The organism is Undibacterium sp. WLHG33 (assembly GCF_049544815.1).
Taxonomy (GTDB): domain Bacteria; phylum Pseudomonadota; class Gammaproteobacteria; order Burkholderiales; family Burkholderiaceae_D; genus Undibacterium.
Map to the genome: position 1 here is coordinate 1,826,645 of NZ_CP186697.1, position 21,006 is coordinate 1,847,650.

18 protein-coding genes are annotated in these 21,006 nt (G+C 49.0%); 8 read left to right on the top strand and 10 right to left on the bottom strand.

Translation table 11 applies throughout. From position 1 onward, the window contains the following. Window position 1: 1 nt before the first annotated feature. Genes ACOTSW_RS08405 through wrbA form a run of 4 tightly spaced genes read right to left on the bottom strand, consistent with a single transcriptional unit; the run spans window position 2 to window position 2,855 of the window. The gene (locus tag ACOTSW_RS08405; protein ID WP_423682143.1) at window positions 2-436 is read right to left on the bottom strand and encodes a DUF4124 domain-containing protein; all 435 of its coding nucleotides are present in this window, start codon (window positions 434-436) and stop codon (window positions 2-4) included. A gap of 28 nt (window positions 437-464) precedes the next feature. Further along, a complete protein-coding gene (locus ACOTSW_RS08410) occupies window positions 465-1,871 on the bottom strand; it encodes an FAD-binding oxidoreductase (protein ID WP_423682144.1) in 1,407 nt (468 codons plus the stop codon). Continuing rightward, on the bottom strand, window positions 1,864-2,247 hold the full coding sequence (locus ACOTSW_RS08415) for a DUF2069 domain-containing protein (protein WP_423682145.1): 384 nt from the start codon (window positions 2,245-2,247) through the stop codon (window positions 1,864-1,866). The genes ACOTSW_RS08410 and ACOTSW_RS08415 overlap by 8 nt, the downstream gene beginning before the upstream one ends. After that, window positions 2,244-2,855: an NAD(P)H:quinone oxidoreductase gene (wrbA, locus tag ACOTSW_RS08420; protein WP_423682146.1), complete on the bottom strand. Its 612-nt coding sequence runs from the start codon at window positions 2,853-2,855 to the stop codon at window positions 2,244-2,246. Before wrbA ends, ACOTSW_RS08415 begins: the two co-directional genes overlap by 4 nt. 76 nt (window positions 2,856-2,931) lie before the next feature. Between wrbA and ACOTSW_RS08425 the strand changes: the two genes are divergently transcribed. Together ACOTSW_RS08425 and ACOTSW_RS08430 are read left to right on the top strand one after the other, a co-directional pair. Next, complete coding sequence (locus ACOTSW_RS08425; protein ID WP_423682147.1) at window positions 2,932-4,191, top strand: YihY family inner membrane protein; 1,260 nt, start codon at window positions 2,932-2,934, stop codon at window positions 4,189-4,191. Beyond that, window positions 4,181-5,236 (top strand): GNAT family N-acetyltransferase, encoded by a 1,056-nt coding sequence (locus tag ACOTSW_RS08430; protein ID WP_423682148.1) that lies wholly within the window; start codon window positions 4,181-4,183, stop codon window positions 5,234-5,236. The genes ACOTSW_RS08425 and ACOTSW_RS08430 overlap by 11 nt, the downstream gene beginning before the upstream one ends. A gap of 17 nt (window positions 5,237-5,253) precedes the next feature. Here the strand turns inward: ACOTSW_RS08430 and ACOTSW_RS08435 are convergent, their stop codons facing one another. Together ACOTSW_RS08435 and ACOTSW_RS08440 are read right to left on the bottom strand one after the other, a co-directional pair. Beyond that, window positions 5,254-6,672: an undecaprenyl-phosphate glucose phosphotransferase gene (locus ACOTSW_RS08435; protein ID WP_423682149.1), complete on the bottom strand. Its 1,419-nt coding sequence runs from the start codon at window positions 6,670-6,672 to the stop codon at window positions 5,254-5,256. A 14-nt stretch (window positions 6,673-6,686) separates the two neighbouring features. Next, window positions 6,687-7,643 carry a glycosyltransferase gene (locus ACOTSW_RS08440; RefSeq protein ID WP_423682150.1) on the bottom strand — a complete coding sequence of 319 codons (957 nt, stop codon included), beginning with the start codon at window positions 7,641-7,643 and terminating at the stop codon, window positions 6,687-6,689. Between the two features lie 234 nt (window positions 7,644-7,877). Between ACOTSW_RS08440 and ACOTSW_RS08445 the strand changes: the two genes are divergently transcribed. Genes ACOTSW_RS08445 through ACOTSW_RS08465 form a run of 5 tightly spaced genes read left to right on the top strand, consistent with a single transcriptional unit; the run spans window position 7,878 to window position 13,225 of the window. Further along, entirely contained in the window at window positions 7,878-8,813 is a 936-nt protein-coding gene (locus ACOTSW_RS08445; protein WP_423682151.1) for an SLBB domain-containing protein, read from the top strand. Beyond that, on the top strand, window positions 8,813-10,264 hold the full coding sequence (locus ACOTSW_RS08450; protein ID WP_423682153.1) for a Wzz/FepE/Etk N-terminal domain-containing protein: 1,452 nt from the start codon (window positions 8,813-8,815) through the stop codon (window positions 10,262-10,264). The genes ACOTSW_RS08445 and ACOTSW_RS08450 overlap by 1 nt, the downstream gene beginning before the upstream one ends. Then, entirely contained in the window at window positions 10,257-11,195 is a 939-nt protein-coding gene (locus ACOTSW_RS08455; protein WP_423682154.1) for a polysaccharide biosynthesis tyrosine autokinase, read from the top strand. Before ACOTSW_RS08450 ends, ACOTSW_RS08455 begins: the two co-directional genes overlap by 8 nt. 19 nt (window positions 11,196-11,214) lie before the next feature. After that, the gene (locus tag ACOTSW_RS08460) at window positions 11,215-12,153 is read left to right on the top strand and encodes a glycosyltransferase (RefSeq protein WP_423682155.1); all 939 of its coding nucleotides are present in this window, start codon (window positions 11,215-11,217) and stop codon (window positions 12,151-12,153) included. 22 nt (window positions 12,154-12,175) lie between these two features. After that, window positions 12,176-13,225 (top strand): acyltransferase family protein, encoded by a 1,050-nt coding sequence (locus ACOTSW_RS08465; protein ID WP_423682156.1) that lies wholly within the window; start codon window positions 12,176-12,178, stop codon window positions 13,223-13,225. Here ACOTSW_RS08465 and ACOTSW_RS08470 read toward each other — a convergent pair. Further along, complete coding sequence (locus ACOTSW_RS08470; protein ID WP_423682157.1) at window positions 13,222-14,541, bottom strand: O-antigen ligase family protein; 1,320 nt, start codon at window positions 14,539-14,541, stop codon at window positions 13,222-13,224. The genes ACOTSW_RS08465 and ACOTSW_RS08470 overlap by 4 nt on opposite strands. 104 nt (window positions 14,542-14,645) lie before the next feature. On the opposite strand from ACOTSW_RS08470, the gene ACOTSW_RS08475 reads away from it, so the two are divergent. After that, window positions 14,646-17,069 (top strand): hypothetical protein, encoded by a 2,424-nt coding sequence (locus tag ACOTSW_RS08475; protein ID WP_423682158.1) that lies wholly within the window; start codon window positions 14,646-14,648, stop codon window positions 17,067-17,069. A gap of 41 nt (window positions 17,070-17,110) precedes the next feature. Here the strand turns inward: ACOTSW_RS08475 and ACOTSW_RS08480 are convergent, their stop codons facing one another. The 3 genes from ACOTSW_RS08480 to ACOTSW_RS08490 all read right to left on the bottom strand — a co-directional run bounded on the left by ACOTSW_RS08480 (window position 17,111) and on the right by ACOTSW_RS08490 (window position 20,876). Continuing rightward, a complete protein-coding gene (locus tag ACOTSW_RS08480; protein WP_423682159.1) occupies window positions 17,111-17,614 on the bottom strand; it encodes a hypothetical protein in 504 nt (167 codons plus the stop codon). A 331-nt stretch (window positions 17,615-17,945) separates the two neighbouring features. Continuing rightward, complete coding sequence (locus tag ACOTSW_RS08485) at window positions 17,946-19,031, bottom strand: DUF262 domain-containing protein (RefSeq protein ID WP_423682160.1); 1,086 nt, start codon at window positions 19,029-19,031, stop codon at window positions 17,946-17,948. A 96-nt stretch (window positions 19,032-19,127) separates the two neighbouring features. Beyond that, on the bottom strand, window positions 19,128-20,876 hold the full coding sequence (locus ACOTSW_RS08490) for a glutamine--tRNA ligase/YqeY domain fusion protein (protein ID WP_423682161.1): 1,749 nt from the start codon (window positions 20,874-20,876) through the stop codon (window positions 19,128-19,130). Between the last annotated feature and the right edge of the window lie 130 nt (window positions 20,877-21,006).

Consider the following 21,006-nt stretch of genomic DNA (forward strand, 5'->3'; position numbering starts at 1 on the left):
ATTATTGTTGACACGCGAGTTCTGCTTTTTCTTTTGTACGCCTCAGTTTTTGCCGCGCTTTCGCTTCGGATTTTGGGGAGGCGTTACGCGCATCTTCTTCAGCCCATTTTATTTGCAAACGTGCTCTGTCGCATTGGCTTTTTTGCTTTTCTGTTTTGGCTGCCTGCCGACTGAATTCTTTGTCTCGTTTATCTTCTGTTTTATGCCGCTCACGTTCTAATCTGGCTGCTTCTTTTTTATCCTGCGCTAATTTTTGAATATGATGCTGTGTTTCGTTTGAGTTCTCCGTTGCATCCTGAGTGACTTTTTTTCCTAATGTCTTTTGATCAGGCGTACAAGGTGTCTGGCTGTATTGGATACGCCCGTCTCTTTCACATTGATAAACTTCGGCTGCAGACAGATGTTGAATGCAGGAGCTACTGAGCAACAAAGCCATCAGAAAACGTCTCATCACTTCTCCCTGATCAGATAATTTTTCCCGGATTCATCAGATTATGAGGATCTAAAGCCTGCTTAATCAATCGCATCAGATTCATTTCGATGGGGGATTTATAACGTAGAATTTCTTCTTTCTTTAACGCGCCGAGTCCATGTTCTGCTGAGATCGATCCCTGGAAATGATGAACCTGATCGTGTACCAGCCGGTTAACTGCTTGCTGGTTCTCGATAAACACGTCGGCCGCTTGCCCGGTTGCAGGTGAAATGTTGTAATGCAGATTACCGTCGCCCATGTGGCCGAAACAGACTACTCTGCTTCCGGTGAAATGTCGTGCTAATAATTGATTCGTTGTTGCGATGAAGGCAGGGATACTGGAAATCGGGAGAGAAATATCGTGCTTGATATTTTTACCTTCTTTGGCCTGTGCCACCGAGATGTTTTCCCGCAGACTCCACAAGGCCTTCGCCTGACTGATGTTTTCTGCAAAGACTGCATCGTGTATGTGTCCCAGACTGAACTGGGTTTCCAGAAAGTCTTTAATCAGTGCCGCTGAGAGTTCTGCTGACTGATGCTCTGAGGTTTCTAACAGCACGTAATACGGATATTGCTGTGTGAACGGGTCTGACTGTTGCGGGATATGTTTGATCACCAGTTCCAGGCAAATCCTGGAAATAAATTCAAATCCGGTCAGGGTGGGGCCGAGTTTTTTACTCGCCTCATTCAGTAATAATAAGGCGGCTTCCGGGCTTTCCAGTGCCACCATGGCAGTCATCTTGGCTAATGGTGCCGGATACAATTTGAGGGTCGCGGCGGTAATGATGCCGAGAGTTCCTTCAGCTCCGATAAACAGATCACGCAGATCGTAACCAGTATTATCTTTACGTAATCCTCGCAAGCCATCCCAGATATCGCCGTTTGCCGTGACGACCTCCAGCCCGAGACATAAATCACGTGCGTTGCCATAACGCAGTACGGCGGTACCACCCGCATTCGTTGAAAGATTGCCGCCGATAGTGCAGCTTCCCTCCGATGCGAGCGACAGAGGATAAAGTCGGTCGGCATTTGCCGCCGCTTGCTGTATATCGCTGAGCAGGCAACCGGCTTCAGCAGTCAGTGTGTTGTTGGCCGTATCAATCGTACGCAATTTGTTTAAACGCCTGAGTGATATGACGACCGACTTACCGCTGTTGTCCGGAACGCTGCCTAATACCAGCCCGGTGTTGCCGCCTTGTGGCACGACAGACACGCCGAAGGTGTTACAAAGAGTGATCAGCCCTGCAACCTCTTGCGTTGATGCTGGCCTTAATACTGCAAGGGCATTTCCGGTAAAGCGTTGGCGCCATTCCTGTTCGTACGCGAATGTCTCGTCTTTATCCGTCAGAACATGACTACTGCCAATGGCGTTACAACACTGGCGGATGAATTCATTCATTCTGATTCTTTCTCACTTTTTTTGCTTCCTTTTTAATCGGACGCAAGTAACCCAGAACACCGGTGACGTAAGCGACAGAGAGCATAACTTCCATCCATGCAAGTTTAACTGACAACAGGTTGATGTCGCTGTAGGCACGGACGATACCTTCCGTGAAATACAGCCAGATCAGCATCGACGTCCATTGCATCGTGTAATTATCCTTGCGCAAAACGCCACGTAAAGGAATGAACAAAGGTAATGCTTTCAGTATGAGCCAGAAGCTGCCCGGCCTGACGGGGGCCAGCCAGGCTTCCCATAAAATACACAGCAAAATCAACGCAGTCAGACTGAGACAAGCCAGCAGATGAAATTGTTTCTGGCGCGCCGTAATCATGATCTTGTATTGAGTTTGACTGCCGTTTCAGCCAGACGACGACCCAGCGCGATCGCGAGGCGCCGGCTGTCTTCGGAAATACTGTTTTTACCATCCAGACCGGACCAGTGCGTCGCTCCATAAGGACTGCCGCCGGTGGATGTCGTCATCAGTTCAGCTTCGCTGTACGGCAGACCGGTGATCAGCATGCCGTGATGCAGCAGCGGTAACATCATACTTAATAAAGTTGACTCCTGACCTCCATGCAGACTACCGGTACTGGTGAATACGCAGGCTGGCTTTCCGCACAGTGTTCCTGACAGCCAGTCGGCAGCAGTGCCATCCCAGAAGTACTTCATTGCGGACGCCATATTGCCGAAGCGCGTCGGTGATCCCAGCGCCAAGCCCGCACATTCCTTCAGGTCTACGAGTTCGACATACGGTGCACCGCTGACGGGAATATCGGATTCGCTGGCTTCTGTTGTCGGCGACACCGATGGTACGGTACGCAATCTGGCATCGCAACCGGGCACGCTGTCGATTCCCTGCGCGATAAATTCCGCCATTTTTCGCGTGCTTCCGTGGCGTGAGTAATATAAAACGAGTAGGGTGAGGTTAGTTGTGTTCATATTTATTATTATATGGGGCTTTATTGTGGCGCTCTCAGTAAAATAGAGGACTTGTAATTTTTTATTTAAGAAATGTATGCATGGACCGTTGTGGAAGCATTTGCAGAATTTGTTTCAGTTTGCCCGCAAGCGATTGCGGGAAGGGCAGTTGTCACAGGTGGCAGGCAGCCTGACGTTTACTACGGTACTGGCACTGGTACCGATTCTGACTGTTGCGTTTGCCATATTCACTGCGTTCCCCCTGTTTAATACTTTCAGGACTTCGCTGGAAGCCTATTTCATTCAGAATCTGATGCCGAAAGGGATTGCCAATACTATCCTCGGCTATCTGACTCAGTTTGCAACCAAAGCGACCCGGCTTTCAGCTGTGGGTGGTATTGCCCTGATGATCACCGCGATCGCAACGATGGCGATGATAGACAAGACATTTAATCAGATATGGCAGGTCAAACGGTCTCGTCCTGTTTTTCAACGTATTCTGGTGTACTGGGCGATTATCACACTGGGCCCTTTGCTGATCGGCGCTTCAATTTCTGTGACGTCTTATTTATTCACCGCGACCAGCGGTGTTGTGAAATCGGTTCCGTTTGTCGGAGGAATTTTTTACACCTCGATTTCTATTGTGTTCACAATGGGGGCGTTCACCTTATTGTATCTGGCTGTGCCTTACCGCAAAGTCAATCTGCGCGATGCTGCCTGGGGTGGTTTGTTTGCGGCATGCGTATTTGAAATTTCCAAACGCGGTTTTGCAGCCTTCATCACCCATTTTTCTACATATACCGTAGTTTATGGCGCGCTGGCTGCCGTGCCTATTTTCCTGATCTGGATTTATCTTTCGTGGCTGGTGACTCTGATTGGTGCGGTGATTGCGGCAGCGCTGCCGATAGTGAAATACGAACGCTGGTGGCATGTGCCGACGCCCGGCAGCGCGTTTGAAGATGCGATCAAAATATTGCAGGTATTGTTTTTTGCCCGTCACAGTTCGGATAACGCGATTGTTAATGCGGCGCAGATCCGTGCGCAAACAAGGTTCGGACTGGATGAGATAGAAGGATTGTTGCAGCGTATGCTGGAAGCAGGGTGGGTGGCACAGGTATCATCACCTGCCGTCGGGCCAGCTTCAACTCTGTGGGCGCGTAACAGCGATGGCGGGGATCTGTGGACCATGGTAGCGAACCCGTCTTTATTGAAAATGGCCGACGTTTATAAGGTGTTTGTATTTGAACCTGTGCAAGGCAGCCGTTTATCCGCACTCGTGGAAGAGGTGATAGAAGTGAGTCTGCAAAAAAATCTGCAAGAATATTTTCTGACACAAGAGCAGACAAATGAAGTTTAGTCAGATCATCGCCGCAGAATTAGATACCGCTCTGCTGATGCAATGGGAGCAGTTGCAGTCGGTATCTCCGGTGTACGGCAGCCCTTATTATCATCCGCACTATTCACAGATCATCGCCGCTGCGAGGCCGGACGTGCGTGTTCTGGTCATAGAAGATGCCGGGCAGGTGACGGGTTTTTTGCCGTATCACAAAATAAATCGTTTACGAGCGGATGTCATCGGCGGCGGTCTTACCGATTATCAGGGGCCGGTCTGTTCTTTTCAGAATTCATTGCCCGTTGGCGAGCTGCTGAAAGCCATGGGTGTCGCATACATGGGCTTTAATCATATGCCGCAGGAACGCTCAGATTTTTCTGCTTATGCCTGGAGTCACAGCCGTTCATTGACACTGAATCTGGAAGGTGGTTTTGCAGCCTATGCTCAACGTCTGAATGATAAGCGTGATGCGTCTTTGTTCAAAAAAATTGAAACCAATGAGCGCAGACTTGCGAAGAAATGTGGTGCGCTGTCTTTCACTATGAATTCTGCAAGCAAGGCGGAATTTGAGGCTTTGTTGTCGGGTAAATCGGCGCAATTTATCAGAACACTCGGAGCCGGACACGATATCTTTGCGACCACCTGGATACGTGAAGTTGTACATCACATTTTTTCGCAGAGTGGCCCCGATTTTGGCGGGATATTGTCAAGCCTGTATGCAGGCGACAAGATGGTCGCCGCCCATTTTGGTATGCGTTGCGGCAAGGTTATGCATTATTGGTTTCCGTGGTATGACACGGATTATGCCGAGTTTTCACCGGGTCTGATTTTGCTGGCATTTTGTGCCAGAGAGGCGCAGGCGCATCAGATTGAACTGATTGATCTTGGTCGCGGAGAGCAGGCATATAAGCAGCGTTTTGCAACCGGATTTATACCTCTTTGCGAGGGGGCAGCGTCTGTGCCGGCCGTTATCAGTCAGACGCAGGGTGCGTACTTCTCGGCCCGGATGCGTCTGAAAGAATCCTCTTTGGGGAAAGTTTTCCGCACATGGAAGAATGCTAAAAAATAAGACCTTACAAAGACCACTCAATAAGCATTTTTGTCGCCAAAAACGACTTTCAGCGTACGCCAGATGATGACGATATCCAGCCAGACCGACCAGTGCTGCATATAATAAAGATCGTAATCAACGCGGGCCTGCATTTTTTCCAGCGTTTCTGTTTCTCCCCTGAGTCCGTTGACTTGTGCCCAGCCAGTGATTCCCGGTTTGATCTTATGGCGGAACATGTAGCCAGTCACTAGCTTTCTGTAGAGTTCATTGTGCTCAACGGCATGGGGCCGCGGTCCAACCAGACTCATCTCACCTTTCAGTACATTAAACAACTGCGGCAATTCATCGAGCGATGTTTTCCTGATAAAGCTGCCAAATTTAGTTACTCTGGAATCACCGACTTTGGCCTGAATGACCGGAACATCTTTCGGTGCTGCCTTCATACTGCGAAATTTATAGACGTTGATCGGTCGTCCTGCAATACCGTAGCGCACTTGTTTGAAAAAGACAGGGCCGGGTGAACTGAGGCGTACGCCGATGGCAATCGCCAGGAAAACGGGGGCCAGTAAAATCAGGCCGATCAGAGCGCCGGTAAAATCCAGTATCCTTTTGGGGAGCGCGGCGAGCCCGATAAATGGCGTTTCAGTGGATGCCAGAACTGGCTGACCTGCCAATTCACGCAGCTGTATGCCCGGCATGCCGAAAATTAAGGACTCCGGAACAAAATAGGTCGTCGCTGTGCTGTCATACAGAACCTCAATAATTTCCTCGAGTTCCGGGGATTCTTTGCTGCTCATCCCTATAAAAACGATGTCGACATTCATTTTTCCGGTTTCCTGATCAACGATCCAGTTCACCGCGTCTTCGATATTACCCAGTTTTTTCAGATCAATCGGTGGACGAAACTCATTCCTGTTGTCAAAAAAACCGATCAGATCAATTGCAGCCAGAGGTGAATCTCTTAACGCCCGTACCAAAGATGAAGAAGCTGAATTTGACCAGATCAGCACCGCTTTTCTGCGACGAGCGGGATTGGAATAATAAGCTTTGGCAAGCGACCGTATCAGCATCGCAACGGTCATCAGAACAAAGGGGGTTATCACCAGCCACAAGAACATGACTTTACGGGAGAGTTGTTCTGATGCTTTGTCGATATACGCGGTCAGTAACACAACCATAAAGACGATAAACCAGCGCCAGCTCAGTTTAGGAAATAAAGGGAGCGCATCTTTGGCCTGAAGTGAGTTAAGTAACTGGTGGCTCGAAAATACGATGGTGCTGGTGAAGCCGGCAATAAGGATACGGATACCAAACACATCCGGATCGGTTCCCTCTACATGATGCAGAATGGCAAACAGCGTGGCACAGACCGCGCTACCGAATGCTATCCCCGTCAGCACAGAAAGCAGATGTGCCGGTTGCGATGAGCTAGCATGCGAGTAAGAATTAAACATAAGTGCTGAATCTTTTATCTGGTTTTACTTTTGAAAAATAAATTTTTGATTTGTGCCAGTTGCCATTGATGCAGGTGTTTCCTGAATTCCGGATTGTCGTATCTGGGCGCATTCTTCAATGCTGCCTGCAGATAGCCGGCAATAATCAGCAAACCGCCGATAATAAAGGGCTTTTCGCGCATCCTGAAGACCCCGGACGCAATTGCATATAGTGGGTGGTACCCCATAAACCAGATTCCCCGGCCCCAGCGCAGACGACCACGATACACATTTTTATCTGACGACCCCATCAGCCTGTGATGCATCAGAATCGCTTCCGGATGATAAAAACTCAGCGTATTCCATCCCTTCATTCTGGCGGTGTGCACATCGATTCCGTCCCACAATACTTCTTCGACAAATCCTCCGATCTGCTCGAAAGCCGACCGCCGGTAAAGCTTGAACTGACCTGCAACATGTTCGTCGATGATGATTTCTTCGATTTTCTGACTGCCTTCTTCGCGAAAGACTTTGCCGGAAACGGCGGCTAATTTTTCATCCTTTGCAAACTGATCAAACATCAGCTCGAGGTAGCGCGGGCCGAACGACATGTCGCCATCCAATTTCGCGATGTATTCATAATCCTGGTGTTTGATCTGCGATACGCCGTACTTGAAAGCGGCAACCACGCCGCCGCCGACTTTGCGGAATCCCCGGTCTGGTCTTTGCACCAGACGGATGAAATCATATTTTTCTGCATATTCACGAACGATGTCTGGTGTTGCATCTTGTGATCCGTCATCGACGATGATCCACTCAACAGGACGTATGGTCTGACGCACCATCGAGTCCAACGTTAAACGGATTAAATCTGCTTCGTCGCGGACAGGCGCGATGATGACCAATGGTACGGTCTTGTAGCTGACTGAGCCGGCACTGGTATTTGTATCGAAAAGGGAATGCTGCGGGACTTGCTCTGTTGAGGATGGCACCATAATTTGCTTTCATTCATTTTGTGCAATATTAACGTAGCAAGTGTCGCGCTAACAATTGTTAATGGTTAATAATTGTTATGTTTGTGTTTTCAGTCGCTGCAGTTGACGAGGGATTTTAAACTCACGATATTTTGTGTCTATGACAAAAATTTGCATCTTTATTTACTCTGGCAAGATAAAATAAAACCGTTTTCTCTCTCAGTTCAGGTTTAAATGATTTTTACTTCTATTTTGAAATTCAATACAGGATTTTTCGGGCGCCTATGCGCTGGAATTCTGCTGATTTCAATATTTGCGAATGTTGTTGCGCAGGAGGCTGAGCAGGGTATCAGCGCAAGACTGAAGTTTGAAAACAAATTATCCAATTTACCTCCGGAGAAAACGCCTGCCGCCGGAGAGGAACAGCCTACTGCATCTGCAGTTGAATCTTCTTCAGATCTGGTCGGTGAAGGCGACCAGTTGCTGATTACCGTATTCGGGCAACCTGATCTGAGTGCTGATGTGATTGTTGGCCCGACCGGGATGATTACTTTGCCTCTGGTGGGGACGATCAGCATCAAAGGAAAAACTGCCAATGAGGTTGCCAGTATTTTTTCCGGCAAACTCGAGCAAGGGCAATATTTACTCAATCCCAAAGTATCGGTCAAAATCAATCAGCAGATCAGTCGCAGTTTTTCCGTGATTGGTGAAGTGCTGCGTCCGGGGCGTTTCCCGCTGCAAGGACAGATGAGTATCGTCGAAGCACTGAGTCTCGCGGGTGGGGTGACTCCCAGAGCGGACAAACATCTGCGGGTATTACGCCGCGCAAATCAGGGCGGACAGAATGAGTTGCGCGAATTTACTTCTCTGAAGCTGGATTTTGACGATGAGAAAAGTAATGACAGCCTCATGCAAAAAATTCTTCCGAACGATGTGCTGATTGTTGGGCAGCAAAAGAATTTCTATGTGTACGGTGAAGTCCGCCGGCCAGGTATGTATCCGATGGAAGATGATCTGAATGTCGTGCGCGTCTTGTCTATCGGTGGCGGCATTACTGATCGTGGTTCCGCTTCGCGGATCATCATTCACCGGAAATCAGAGAATGGAGAACTGAAAGAGATTCCGGCAAAAATTTCCGATCCGGTATTGCCAGGGGACGTGGTCATGATCAAAGAACGGATTTTTTAATGACTAAGACGAAAAATCCTTCGGTTGAGTTGATCCTGTCATTTACCCAGATCGGCGCGATGCTGCGTGCCAGGCGCTATTTGATTTTCATCGTGGCGGCGATCGCCGTCGTTGGTGCAGGAATTACCAGCGTTTTACTGCCCAAAACTTATGTTGCGACGGCTGATATTTTTATTGATTACCGTGTCAATGATCCTATCGGCGGCCGCCAGTTTCATCCTTTGCAGGATGAAAGTTATCTGCAAACTCAGTTTGATGTGATTAAAAGTGTGCAAGTGGCAGAGCGCGTGATTGCCCAGTTGCACCTGCAGGATTCTGACGAAAGCCGGCGCCTGATTGCCCGATACGGTGAGCAGGGCGGCTTGCGTGCGCTGGCAGAGTCAATCGCAAAAAATATCGACGTTGCCCCGCACAAGAACAGTCGCGTGATCGGGATACAGTATTCTGCCGGCACTCCTCAGCATGCAAAAGAAGTCGTGAATGCAGTGGTGAAATCCTATATTGATCTTTCATTAGAAATGATGAATGCACCGGCACGCGCGCGCAAAGATCAGTACAACGCGCAATTGGAGACTTTAAGCCGGCAGATGGATGAATTGCAAAAAAAACTGACGGCATATCAGGAAGAATTCCAGATTGTTGATGTAGATGAGCGTGCTGATCTGGAATCCCGTCAGATGGCTGCATTGAGCGCGAAACTGATGGAAACTCAGTTGCAAAAGCTTGAGGCACAGGCCAAACGGCAATCTTTAGAAAAGTTGCTGAAACAGGGTAATCTTAATTCTGATATACCTGAAATTGCCGGTATCGGTCATATATCCGGCCTGAAGGCAGCTCTGATTTCTCTCGATACGCAACTGGCAAATGCGAAGACCACGCTCGGTGCAAGACATCCCCGTTACATCGCGATTCAGGATGAGCGAAAAGCGCTGATGGATAAGCTGGAAAAAGAGTCCGGCACTGCTTTGCAATCCCAGTTGGTTGTCGAGAGCAGACTGGCGCAGCAGGAAAAAGTGATGGAAGCGGAATTAGCTGCCTATCAGAAAAAAACATTTGAAAATAAAAAACACCGCGATGTCATCAGTTCTTATCAGCGTCAATTGGACAGTGTTCAGAAAGTTTATAACGCGGCGATACAGAAATTTGATGAATTGCTGATGACGAGTAACGTTGTAATCTCAAATGCGACAGTCATGCAATGGGCTGAGCTGCCGGAAAGACATGCGAAACCTTTGTTGAAAAATAATCTTATTTTTGGTCTGATCGCCGGACTGATGCTGGGTTTTAGTCTGGCGTTTTTACTGGAGCTGATGCACAGAAAAGTACGTTGCCGCGAAGATCTTGAACGTGAATTCGATGTTCCTGTGATGGCGCAGGTCGGCTTTTATGAAAAGCTGCTGGATAAAGATGAGAGTGCCGGTCGTATTGCTGAGAGGAAGACCCATGCCTGAACTGAATGAGACACCATCAGGCGCAACAAAAATCGGGCGTCTTGGAGAGTTATTTTTACAGAAAGGCTTGCTGACCGAAGCCCAGGTTGAGCAGATATCTGTCGAACAGAGAGAAAAAAAATTGCGTTTTGGTGATGCGGCACTGGCTCTGGGTTTGCTGAGTCAGGCTGAAATTGATTCCGCTCTGGGTGAGCAATTTGGTGCTGGCAGCAAGGATTTATACAACGGTAGCGCAGACAAGAAACTGCGTTTTTTTCATGCGCCTTTTTCTAAAGAATCAGAAGAAATCCGTGGATTGCGGAGCGAATTATTGCTGAAATATGGTGCGCAGGAAAAAATTAAATTTGCGCTGATCAGTCCCGGCACGGGTGAGGGTAAGACGTATATGGCTGCCAGTCTTGCGATTGCGTTGTCGCAGGTTGGTCGAAAAACCTTGCTGATCGATGCAGATTTGCGTACCGGCGATTTACACGAGCTGTTTTCGCTGGGAATCCGTGATGGTCTGTCGTCGGTCCTGGTCGGCCGGCTACCACTCAATGATGCCCTGATTCCGTTGATGCCGAATTTACACATTCTGCCCGCCGGTCCTCGGGCGCCGAATCCTCTGGAAATCTTGCGGGTTCCGAGACTGCGTGATTTGCTGGAATCATGCCACGACCAGTTTGACGCGTTTGTATTTGATACTTGTGCGGCTTCTGAAAGTTCGGATGCCCAGATGGTTGCTCATCAGATTGGCGATGCTTTGCTCGTTGCGCAGAAGGACGTCACCGAATTAAGCGATTTGCGTCAGACCAGAAGCGATATGCAGGCGGCGGGTGTGAATGTGATAGGGACGATATACAACCAGTATTCACCCCGGGCGGGCGCTGGTCTGCGGGTCAGCATCTTGTCTGCCCTGCGCCGGCTGCCATTCTTCCGGCGTACGGCTTAAATTACGGACGATACACCAGATGATCGATGTCAGCGTCTGTATTTGTACTTTTCGTCGCCCTCAGTTATTGCGCCGCTTATTATTTGCTGTTTTTTCGCAGAACATCCCGGATTGCCGGATTGAGGTCGTCGTTGTCGATAATGACCCGCAACAGTCAGCAGCAAGTGCATTGGCGGAATTTAAAGCAGAGCATCACGATCAGTTGATCGTGCTGAATTTAAGTCAGCCGAATATTTCCCTCGCAAGAAATGCAGCCATCCGCGCTTCTCGTGGCGAATGGATATGCATGATCGATGATGACGAGCTTCCCCGGCGTGACTGGTTATTGAATTTGTTCAGCGCGCAAAAAAAATACGCAGCAGACGTCGTGTTTGCACCGGTGTTGCCCGAATATCAGGACGGTGTGCCTGAATGGATCAAAAAAGGTGGCTACTTTGACCGGCGTCGTTTAGCGACTGGAACCGTGATCGATCATCGTGATGCCCGTAGCGGCAATGTGCTTGTTCGTCGCTCGGTACTTACGCAGATAACTCAGACACAAGGCGGTACGGAGGGGCCGTTTGATCCGGCGTTTGGCCGCACTGGTGGCGAGGATTCCATGTTATTCCGTCGTCTTGATGCGTCCGGTAGCCGCATGGTCTGGTGTGACGATGCACCGGCGCTTGAATTTGTGCCTGTGGATCGTGCCAGGGCAAGATGGTTGTTGCAAAGATCGTTTCGCACCGGGCAATTGTTTATGCGGACAGAGTTGGCAATGTGCCCGCCGTCGGCACGTTCAGGGCGTGCGCTCTGGTTGTCTTTCCGTGCGCTTGTGCAGATGACTATCGCGTCAGTTTTAGTGATTGCACTGATGCTGTTCGTTCCTCCGAAAGCGTTTCATTGGGCGCGGGTCGCAGCTTCTCAATTAGGTAAGCTCAGCCATTTCCGTGGCAAGGTATCAGAGGCTTACGGTGGTTAAAAAATAAAGTAGCGGGTTTCTTATGAGTGCTTCGTATCAACAGCGGCTTCTGGCATTAGATGGCCTGCGTGCCGTATCAATCTTGCTGGTGCTGGTGTCACATGCCTGGCTGGGGCACATCGTTCCCGGCGGTTTAGGCGTCACGATTTTTTTCTTTATCAGCGGCTTTATCATTACCCGCCTGATGATTGCCGAGTGGGATAAGACGGGTACGATCAGCATTAAGAAGTTTTATATACGGCGCTTTTTCCGCCTGATGCCAGCATTGATCGTATTTGTTGTTCTCTCACTCATCACGATGCAGTTAGCTCATGTTGACTGGACGTGGACAGAGCTGAGTTCGGTATTTTTTTATTTTGCGAACTATTTTGGTATCTTTATTGGCTTCAGTGGCGAAGTGTTGCCGCCGCCTTTGTCGATTACCTGGTCACTGGCGGTCGAAGAACATTTCTACATGATCTTCCCGGTATTTTTTCTTGCGGTAATTGCCGTACCCAAGCGCTTTTATCGTGTCGCAATTTCTCTGCTGATCGGCGTGCTGCTCTGGCGCATCTATCTGGTCTATGGCGTCGGGCTCGACAATTTGCCGCATTACCGTATTTACAAAGCGACCGATACCCGCGCAGATTCGATCGTGTACGGCACCTGTTTTGCGTTTTTACTCGCACGGACAGAGTGGGCCTTAGAATTTTTCAGTCAAAAGAAAGTGATCATCGCTGGTGCTGCGTTAATGCTGTTGTCGCTGTTGTTTCGTGACGAAAATTTCCGCGAAAGTTTTCGTTACTCGATACAGGGTGTCGCTTTAATGTGCCTGTTTCCGGCATTGGTTTTGAATACCTCCTTGGCTAGTCGCATCCTGAGTACGCCGGTATTTGTGTATATCGGGCGCGTCAGTTATTCGCTTTACCTGTATCACTGGCTGGTTTTTGGCATCATCACCATGTGGCTGCCTGATCTCAGTTTTGCGGTGAAATTTCCAATGATGATCGTGCTCTCGTTCATTCTTGCAGACTTGTCGTGTCGTTGGGTGGAAACTCCGTTTCTGCGCTTGGGGCGCCGGTTTACACATTAAGAAACAGTAGCCTGATTTGATGCTGATTCCGTTTCTGCATCAGGATGCTCTTCATTCTGATTCAGCCTGCGTGTGGACGATGTGACCGCGACCAGTGCAAAGATAAAAAATACATTCTGAAAACCGAATCCGCGGAACAGACTGCTTTCCGTAAAATTCGTCACCACCACAACCAGCAACATCGCGCTCCAGAATGCGGCTTGTGTTCTGTCTTTATGTGATAGCAGAACCAGCATTCTGATCTGCACCAGTAAAGTTAATATACAGAGCGTCAGTCCTGTCAGCCCTTGTTCATTTAAGATATCGAGATAGCCGTTGTGCGATTGCAGGGGAATCCAGTTCAGCGCGTCAATCACGAATTGCGAGAGACTGTCCGGCCCTAACCAGAAAGCGCCGTAACCCAGCCCAAGCACCCAGTGCCGCTCAATTTCCAGCCAGACCAAGTCCCAGATATCAGTGCGCCCGGTCAGATCCGAGCCTTTGCCGAAAATACTTGCGATCGGCGCAGAGATTTCCGGCCAGGTCGGAAAGCGCGATTCCTGCATATAAAAAATATAGACCGCAACCAGACACACGCAAAGCAGACTCAGCAGCACGCGGGTGATCGAGTAATCAGAACTCAAGCGGCGTTTTCTGAGTAAATGAAAAATAGCGCTGGTCGATAAAGTAATGATCATGCTGGTTGAACTCTTACTCATCACCAGCATAAAAAAACTGAACAGAATCACGAATAACAGCAGCTTGAAATCGACCTTTTCCAAACATGCTTTTACTTGCCACAACAAGATAGACATCGCGGCAACCTGGCCTAATTCATTTTTTTGTGAGAGTGCGCCACGCCACGCGCCCCCCAGTTCATAATCAATACCTATGCTGGGCACGGCCACCGCCATCACCAGTGAGAGTGCCAGCATGCTCATCAACGTATAAATTAAACAATTCACAATCAGATACAAAGGGCGTGGTGCAAGCTGTATGCTGAGACCGATCAGAACGATGCCGTAAAGTTGTATTGCCCGTTTGAATGTGACAGCAGGTAAGGGCGACCAGATACTCGACAGCACGCACCAGATCAGTACCAGCACCAGAAAAGGATTCAAAGCACGCAGGTCTTTCAACACCTCCGGCAGATGTTTTGATATGACGAACAAGGCAACCAGAAACAGACTGCCCCATTCTAATTTTGTCGTCAGCGAGCCTTCCATCGTCAAGGAAGATGTGCCAACATAATCCCAGGAAATACCGTAAGGCAGCAAAGAAAAGACCGCAAATAAGACCACCATTGCTCTGATGAGCAGGATTTCATAGTCTTGCATGGGCTTAAATTGTTCTGAAACCGGCGGAATTGTCATTGACTCATATCTTTGTCATTTGTTTGTGCGATATTCTAATGTCTTGCTCTGTTGTCGCGATTTATTTCATGAACTATTTTCTGCTTTTGGCCAAACACGCCTGGCGCTCACTGACTTTTCAGTTAACACTGGCGCTTGCCGTGTTTTCTATTCAGGCAAGTCCTGTCTTTGCCGCAGATGCAGAGTGGTTTCCGTTCAGCGTGAATGAAGATCAGCTCTCTGCGGTGACGGATTTCAGTGCGATGAATAATCCGCTGACGCACAGCGATCGTTTGTTTGTGAAACAGGCACACTTTTATCGCATCGGTGCCGACAACAAAATCAATACCGCAGATGATCAGCGCATACGCCTGTTCGGTATCAGCCTCAGCGGTGCTGCGAATTTTCCACCGGAAGAAGATGCCCCGAAAATCGCACGGCGTTTGCGGCGTCTGGGTTTTAACGCAGTCAGATTACACCATCTCGATTCTGTGCTGAGCGATAGCGACGTACAGCCGCAGGGCATATTAAACAGCGGTGCGTTTCCCAGCTTTAATCCGGTTGCTTTGCAGCGCTTGCATACCCTGATCGAAGCGCTCAGGCAAGAAGGTATTTACGTTAATCTGAATCTGCATGTCGGCTATACCTTTCGTTATGCAGTTGACCGGCTGACGCCGATGTTGCCGGGTGAAACCATGCCTTACGCGAGCCACCCGCTGCACGTATTCGAACCGCGCATGATCGCGTTGCAAGTCGAATATGCGCAGCAGTTGATCCGGCGTTTGCAGCTCAATGATGACCCCGCGCTGGCCATGATAGAAATTAATAACGAATCCTCGCTGGCAGGCGCGTGGCAGCGCAAAGAACTCGATGGTTTATCCGGCGAATACGAACGTTTGTTGCAGCAACAATGGCAGCACTGGATTACGCGCCAGCATGGCAGTCTGAAGCAGGCGTGCGAACTCTGGCGCAGTTGCGGTCTCACCAAACAAGGTGCCTTACTCGTCAAAAGTGATGAGGCGCGTGTTCTGGCGCACGGCGAAGGCTGGTTTGCGCGGTTTAAGTATTTTTTGCAGCGTGTTGCCAGTAAATTAGGTTGGTCTTCGTCTGCGTTCTTTGAGCAAGAGTATGAAATTCATGAGCAGGGTGCCGGTCGTCGCGTCCTGGATTTCACCCGCTTTCTGGTCAAGATGGATAAGCAATATCTGGATGCCATGCGCAAAGCGATACGCGCAGAAGTGGGCCCGAATCTGCCGCTGACCGGCACGCAAGTGTACTTTGGCGGATTACTGAATACCGATGCTCAGCAAGAGATGGATTACGTCGATGAACATTTTTATGTCGATCATTACGATTTCCCGCATCAGGCCTGGGACAGAAATGACTGGCGCATCCGCGATCATTCCGCCATGCGTGAAGGCTGGGAACCCTTGTTGAAAAGGGCGTTTTATCGCGATGCCAGAAAACCATTTGTGGTCAGCGAATTTAATCAGGCGTATCCGAATCGCCAAAGCGCAGAAATTATTCCCGTCATGACCGCGATCGCCAGTGCGCAGGATTGGGATGGATTATTTTTCTTTCACTACGCCGACGGCAATAGCTGGCAAGCCTTGCCGGATAGTTTTGGCCTCAGCGGGCAGAGCGGGCAACTTGCCACGGTGGGCATGTCGGCCGCCATGTTCCGTTATTTTCAGATTCCGGTTTTGCGCGAACAGTTGCGCATACCCATCAGCGCAGAACAGCGGCAACTGTTTGGTGCGCTGGGCGATGGCGTCTCGTCTGCGGCGTACACCGACTATTTGAAAAGCAAACGCAACATCGATATCAAAGAGGCTTTTTCCAAACGCATTACCGTCAGCGATGCGCCGGAGAACAATGAGCAGGCCTCGCAGTCGAAAGAAGAAACCCAGGCATCGTCAACGGATAATCCAGCCGTTTGGTCTGCCGCTGGTGGCGCTATGCAGTTTCATGCTGATGGCCCGAATTTGCGCGTCACGACGCCATATAGCGGTCTGTTTGCCGGGTTTGGTGTGGCAACGGATAAGCCTGTCGCAGAACAATGGATGTCGCCCGTTTTTGCCAAAAATACGCGGCAGTTTGGCGTGATGCTGGCGATGAGCAGAGACGGCAAGCCTTTAAGCGCATCGCGCCGTGTCTTGCTGAGCCTGAGCGGCGCAACGATGGGCAGCCAGCCCGATGAAATACCCACCCGACCAAAAAAACTGGTGCCGTATGCCGGTGACCATCAATGGTGGACGCTGGAGCCGGACAGCCGCAATGCTGGCAAACCCTCAGGCCCGCGCGACGCAATCGGCCCCGTCTGGCAGGAACGGGTTGCTGCGACCATTTTTTATCCGAGCAAGGCACATAAAATTCAGATTTACCCACTCGACGGCCAGGGCCAGCGCCTGAGCGCCATTGCCGCAAACGACATCAGCCGTGTCGCTGGCGGCTTTCATATGAGGCTGGATAAACCGACCGTGTGGTATGAGGTATTGATTGAGGGGCGGTGATGGGTAGTTCCGACTTAAATGGCCGGGTCTAATTTATAGTTTTACTGCTGCGACTTGTTATGTGTTTTATTGAAGCCTGCATTTTTATCAATTTGGCTAATGTCAAAACCCAGCATAAACATAGCTTTATCTAGTTTCCTAAAATTAGTTTGCTCTTGATTACCATATTCTAAGGTACAGATATATCGAAGAAACCAAGAGGCGACCTTATTGGCAACAAAGCTTTGCGTGTTGTTACTTGATTTTAATTTAATACCCAACGCCTCTCTGCGGTCGTGGTTTAAACATCGAGCACGATCTTGCGTTCCAGAAAAAGAAAGCAGCTTTTCAGTTATTGTTTCAAGTTTCTTTTTGTCTTCATCATCAGTTAATGAGTCGTGAAATTTAACTAAAATATAATTGATATACGCAGCAACTCTAGAGTCATAGATTGTAGTCACGTTAAACATAAATGAAAAAATTTTTGTCCAGCCACTAGGGTCTGTTGACGTTTGAACGTAAGCCTTTGAAAAAGAAAGGCAAACTCGTATTGTTAAGGTTTTCACACCGATCCAACACGAGTTTGCCATGCCCCGATTACTGCTCGTATGGTTCTTTCTTTTTGCGAGGTTTTTTCGTGGTCATCGTATCGGTCATGGCAAATCCCTTTCGGTATTATTTCATGACCCCGGTTCACACAGAAATTCTTACAGGCTCCTTTGGGCCGATTCAACGATAAGGTCATCAAACGCTTGTTCTGTCCAACCACATAGTTCTATTAGCGCCAATTTGCAATAGAAATTTACAATTTTGGACGACGAACCCGAACGCGACGCTGCATCGTATAGAGACGAGAGAACAAGGAGAGAATCGTCGATATCTTGAACTGGTAGCATTCTAATTCCCCGAGAAAATCCTCTGGGCATCGTTTAGTCGATTTTCTACTTTATCTTTCCTAGATAAATCATCTTTTAATTCATCCGACGAAAAACTAGGGCTGTCCCTTAGTTTTTCCAGCCTTTTAAGAAGCTCTTCTGTTTTGACCGTTTCTAATGAGGAAACATTTGTTCCTACGCCATGCATTACAGCCTCTAGTATCGTTCTACTCCACTGAGAATCTGCAAGTTCCTGTTTTATCTTTTGCACGATTCGAACTGTCCGGATAAATGTTTCAGTTTTTTGGTCGCTAATATCGGTTGATATATTTCTTAAATCTGCCATGTAGTCATTTAGAAAACCAGATAAGCTCCCGGAATACTTGTCTAGTCTTTCCATAAATCCAAAAAAACGCAATATCTGTTCAATCCATACATATCGAGTTCTGGACGATTTGCTCTGTTTTGTTATGCTGATCCAGTCTTTATTCTTGTTCAGCATTTTTAATAAATCATTGAAAGATCCTTGATAAATGCAGTTTCTGATTTCTTGGTTGTTTAATCGGACACCACCAGTATTGAGACGATGAAATACGGTAAACAGATACGATGTGTGGTCTGGCTTTGAATAATCACAGCGGAGAACTGTGATTGGAATGCTCATGTTTTCGACGCGCTGCAAGTAGGTCTTCAGCGGGCTTTCCGGTTTTCTGAATTCTTCGACCTTAACACCTGAGAGAAGCGGATCAACATCTTTCAATTTGGACAGTGTCCATTCTGAATCCAGATTCAGAAAATCAATAATGCTTGAAAGACGTTGCAATCCATCAATTACTTGCCACTTTTGAGTTTTGTAGTCCAAGCTGAAACACATACTCGGAATAGGTAATTGCTTGATTAATGAATCTATAAAGCGTGTTTTAGCCGGTGGAGACCACACAACATCACGTTGGAAATCTGGTTGAATATTGAGAATTCCTTCTCTATACATACGAACTAAATCGGCACACGAACGTAGTTCGTTATAAGCCACGATATCTGGTGGAGGCACAACGATGGAGTCGTCTATTTCAAATCCTTCAAGTTCCGCGCTTGATATTTTCGCCATACATGCTCCTAATTTATTTTCTTAGTGTCAAATTTTGCGGGTAAAGCTATTCTCCGCGTAAAGATGAAATGATTTGAATCTATCACCAATTTGCTATTACTTCCCCCAACTATCCTTCAACGTCGTCACCCTATTAAACACCGGCTTACCCACGACAGAATCCACACGATCCGCGACAAAATAGCCGTGGCGTTCAAATTGCAAACGCGTATCCGGTGTCACGTCTTTCATGCCTGGTTCTACGTAGGCTTTGACGATTTCTAATGCGTTTGGATTGAGCAGTGCCATGAAGTCTTTGCCGCCTGCATCCGGGTTTGCATCGGTAAACAGGCGATCGTACAGGCGGACTTCGGCTTCAAGGGCATCGGCGGCGTTGACCCAGTGGATGTTGCCTTTGACTTTGTAATTCGCGCTGCCTTCGGTGCCGGATTTGCTGTCGGCGAAGTAGTTGCAATGCACGGCAATCACATTACCGTTTTCATCTTTATCGCAACCGGTGCATTCAACGACGTAGCCGTAACGCAGGCGCACTTTGTTGCCGGGGAACAGGCGGAAGTAACCTTTAACGGGTTCTTCCATGAAGTCTTCCTGCTCTATCCAGAGTTCTTTGCCGATGGTGAATTCGCGGTTGCCGCGTTCCGGGTGGTGCGGGTGAACGGGGGCGCTGCAGGCAATATTTTCGCCTTCAGGGAAGTTGTCGATGATCAGTTTCAACGGGCGCAGCACGGCGGTGGCGCGTGGTGCTTTCGGGTCGAGGTCTTCACGCAGGCAGCCTTCGAGCGTGCTGTAATCGATCCAGCCATCAGAGCGGGTGACGCCTATGCGTTCGCAGAAAAGCTGTATGGATTCTGGTGTGTAGCCACGGCGACGGATGCCGACAATGGTAGGCATGCGCGGGTCGTCCCAACCACTGACGATGTTTTGTTCTACCAGCTGGCGCAGTTTGCGTTTGCTGGTGACGACATAGGTTAAGTTCAGGCGCGCGAATTCGTATTGGCGTGGTACGGGTTGTTTGAAGAAACCGCCTTCGGCTGCGCGGGCGATGATCCAGTCGTAGAACGGACGGTGATCCTGGAATTCCAAAGTACAAATCGAGTGCGTGATGTTTTCGATTGCGTCTTCGAGCGGGTGTGCGTAATCGTACATCGGGTAGATGCACCATTTGTCGCCGGTGTTGTGGTGATGGGCGTGGCGGATGCGGTAGATTGCCGGGTCGCGCATATTCATATTCGGTGACGCCATGTCGATTTTGGCGCGCAGGATGTGGGCGCCATCAGCAAATTCACCGGCTTTCATGCGGCGGAATAAATCCAGCGATTCGCTGGCTGTGCGATCGCGGAAAGGCGAGTTCACGCCTGGCCGTGAGAAATCACCACGATTGGCTGCCATGTCTTCAGGGCTTTGGCTATCGACGTAGGCATGACCGGCATTGATCAGGTATTCGGCAATCGCGTAGAAAGTGTCGAAATAATTGCTGGCGTAATACAGGTGATTGCCGCCGCCGTTTTGTGCGGAGGCTTGCCAGTCAAACCCCAGCCATTTGACGCTGTCCATGATGGTATCGACGTATTCCTGATCTTCTTTTTCTGGATTGGTATCGTCAAAGCGCAGATGGCAAACGCCGTTGTAATCGCGGGCTAAACCGAAATTGAGGCAGATCGATTTGGCATGGCCGATGTGCAGGTAGCCGTTGGGTTCTGGCGGGAAGCGGGTGATGACGGTTGGCATGCCATCGCGCTTGTAAGTGCCTGCGGCGTTGTCGTTATCGATAATGGCGCGTAAAAAATTGGAAACGGGTGCGGCGGTTTCTGCTGCTGCTGCCTTATTTTTGTTGTCGTTGCTCATAAATTAAACCGATAAAAATAAAATGTTGGATACGAGACCGGCGCGCTGGTTCGTTGACAGGCAGGCAGATGGCAGGCGGCGTCTGGTGAATTGCTTTACGCAGGTGATGCGCAATGGGCGCCCAACCTCA

Coding starts and splice junctions, on each gene's coding strand:
- ACOTSW_RS08410 (WP_423682144.1), bottom strand. CDS start 1,871: ATGAATGAATTCATCCGCCAGTGTTGTAACGCCATTGGCAGTAGTCAT.
- ACOTSW_RS08415 (WP_423682145.1), bottom strand. CDS start 2,247: ATGATTACGGCGCGCCAGAAACAATTTCATCTGCTGGCTTGTCTCAGT.
- ACOTSW_RS08490 (WP_423682161.1), bottom strand. CDS start 20,876: ATGAGCAACGACAACAAAAATAAGGCAGCAGCAGCAGAAACCGCCGCA.
- wrbA (WP_423682146.1), bottom strand. CDS start 2,855: ATGAACACAACTAACCTCACCCTACTCGTTTTATATTACTCACGCCAC.
- ACOTSW_RS08465 (WP_423682156.1), top strand. CDS start 12,176: ATGAGTGCTTCGTATCAACAGCGGCTTCTGGCATTAGATGGCCTGCGT.
- ACOTSW_RS08485 (WP_423682160.1), bottom strand. CDS start 19,031: ATGGCGAAAATATCAAGCGCGGAACTTGAAGGATTTGAAATAGACGAC.
- ACOTSW_RS08470 (WP_423682157.1), bottom strand. CDS start 14,541: ATGCAAGACTATGAAATCCTGCTCATCAGAGCAATGGTGGTCTTATTT.
- ACOTSW_RS08450 (WP_423682153.1), top strand. CDS start 8,813: ATGACTAAGACGAAAAATCCTTCGGTTGAGTTGATCCTGTCATTTACC.
- ACOTSW_RS08475 (WP_423682158.1), top strand. CDS start 14,646: ATGAACTATTTTCTGCTTTTGGCCAAACACGCCTGGCGCTCACTGACT.
- ACOTSW_RS08455 (WP_423682154.1), top strand. CDS start 10,257: ATGCCTGAACTGAATGAGACACCATCAGGCGCAACAAAAATCGGGCGT.
- ACOTSW_RS08425 (WP_423682147.1), top strand. CDS start 2,932: ATGCATGGACCGTTGTGGAAGCATTTGCAGAATTTGTTTCAGTTTGCC.
- ACOTSW_RS08435 (WP_423682149.1), bottom strand. CDS start 6,672: ATGTTTAATTCTTACTCGCATGCTAGCTCATCGCAACCGGCACATCTG.
- ACOTSW_RS08430 (WP_423682148.1), top strand. CDS start 4,181: ATGAAGTTTAGTCAGATCATCGCCGCAGAATTAGATACCGCTCTGCTG.
- ACOTSW_RS08460 (WP_423682155.1), top strand. CDS start 11,215: ATGATCGATGTCAGCGTCTGTATTTGTACTTTTCGTCGCCCTCAGTTA.
- ACOTSW_RS08405 (WP_423682143.1), bottom strand. CDS start 436: ATGGCTTTGTTGCTCAGTAGCTCCTGCATTCAACATCTGTCTGCAGCC.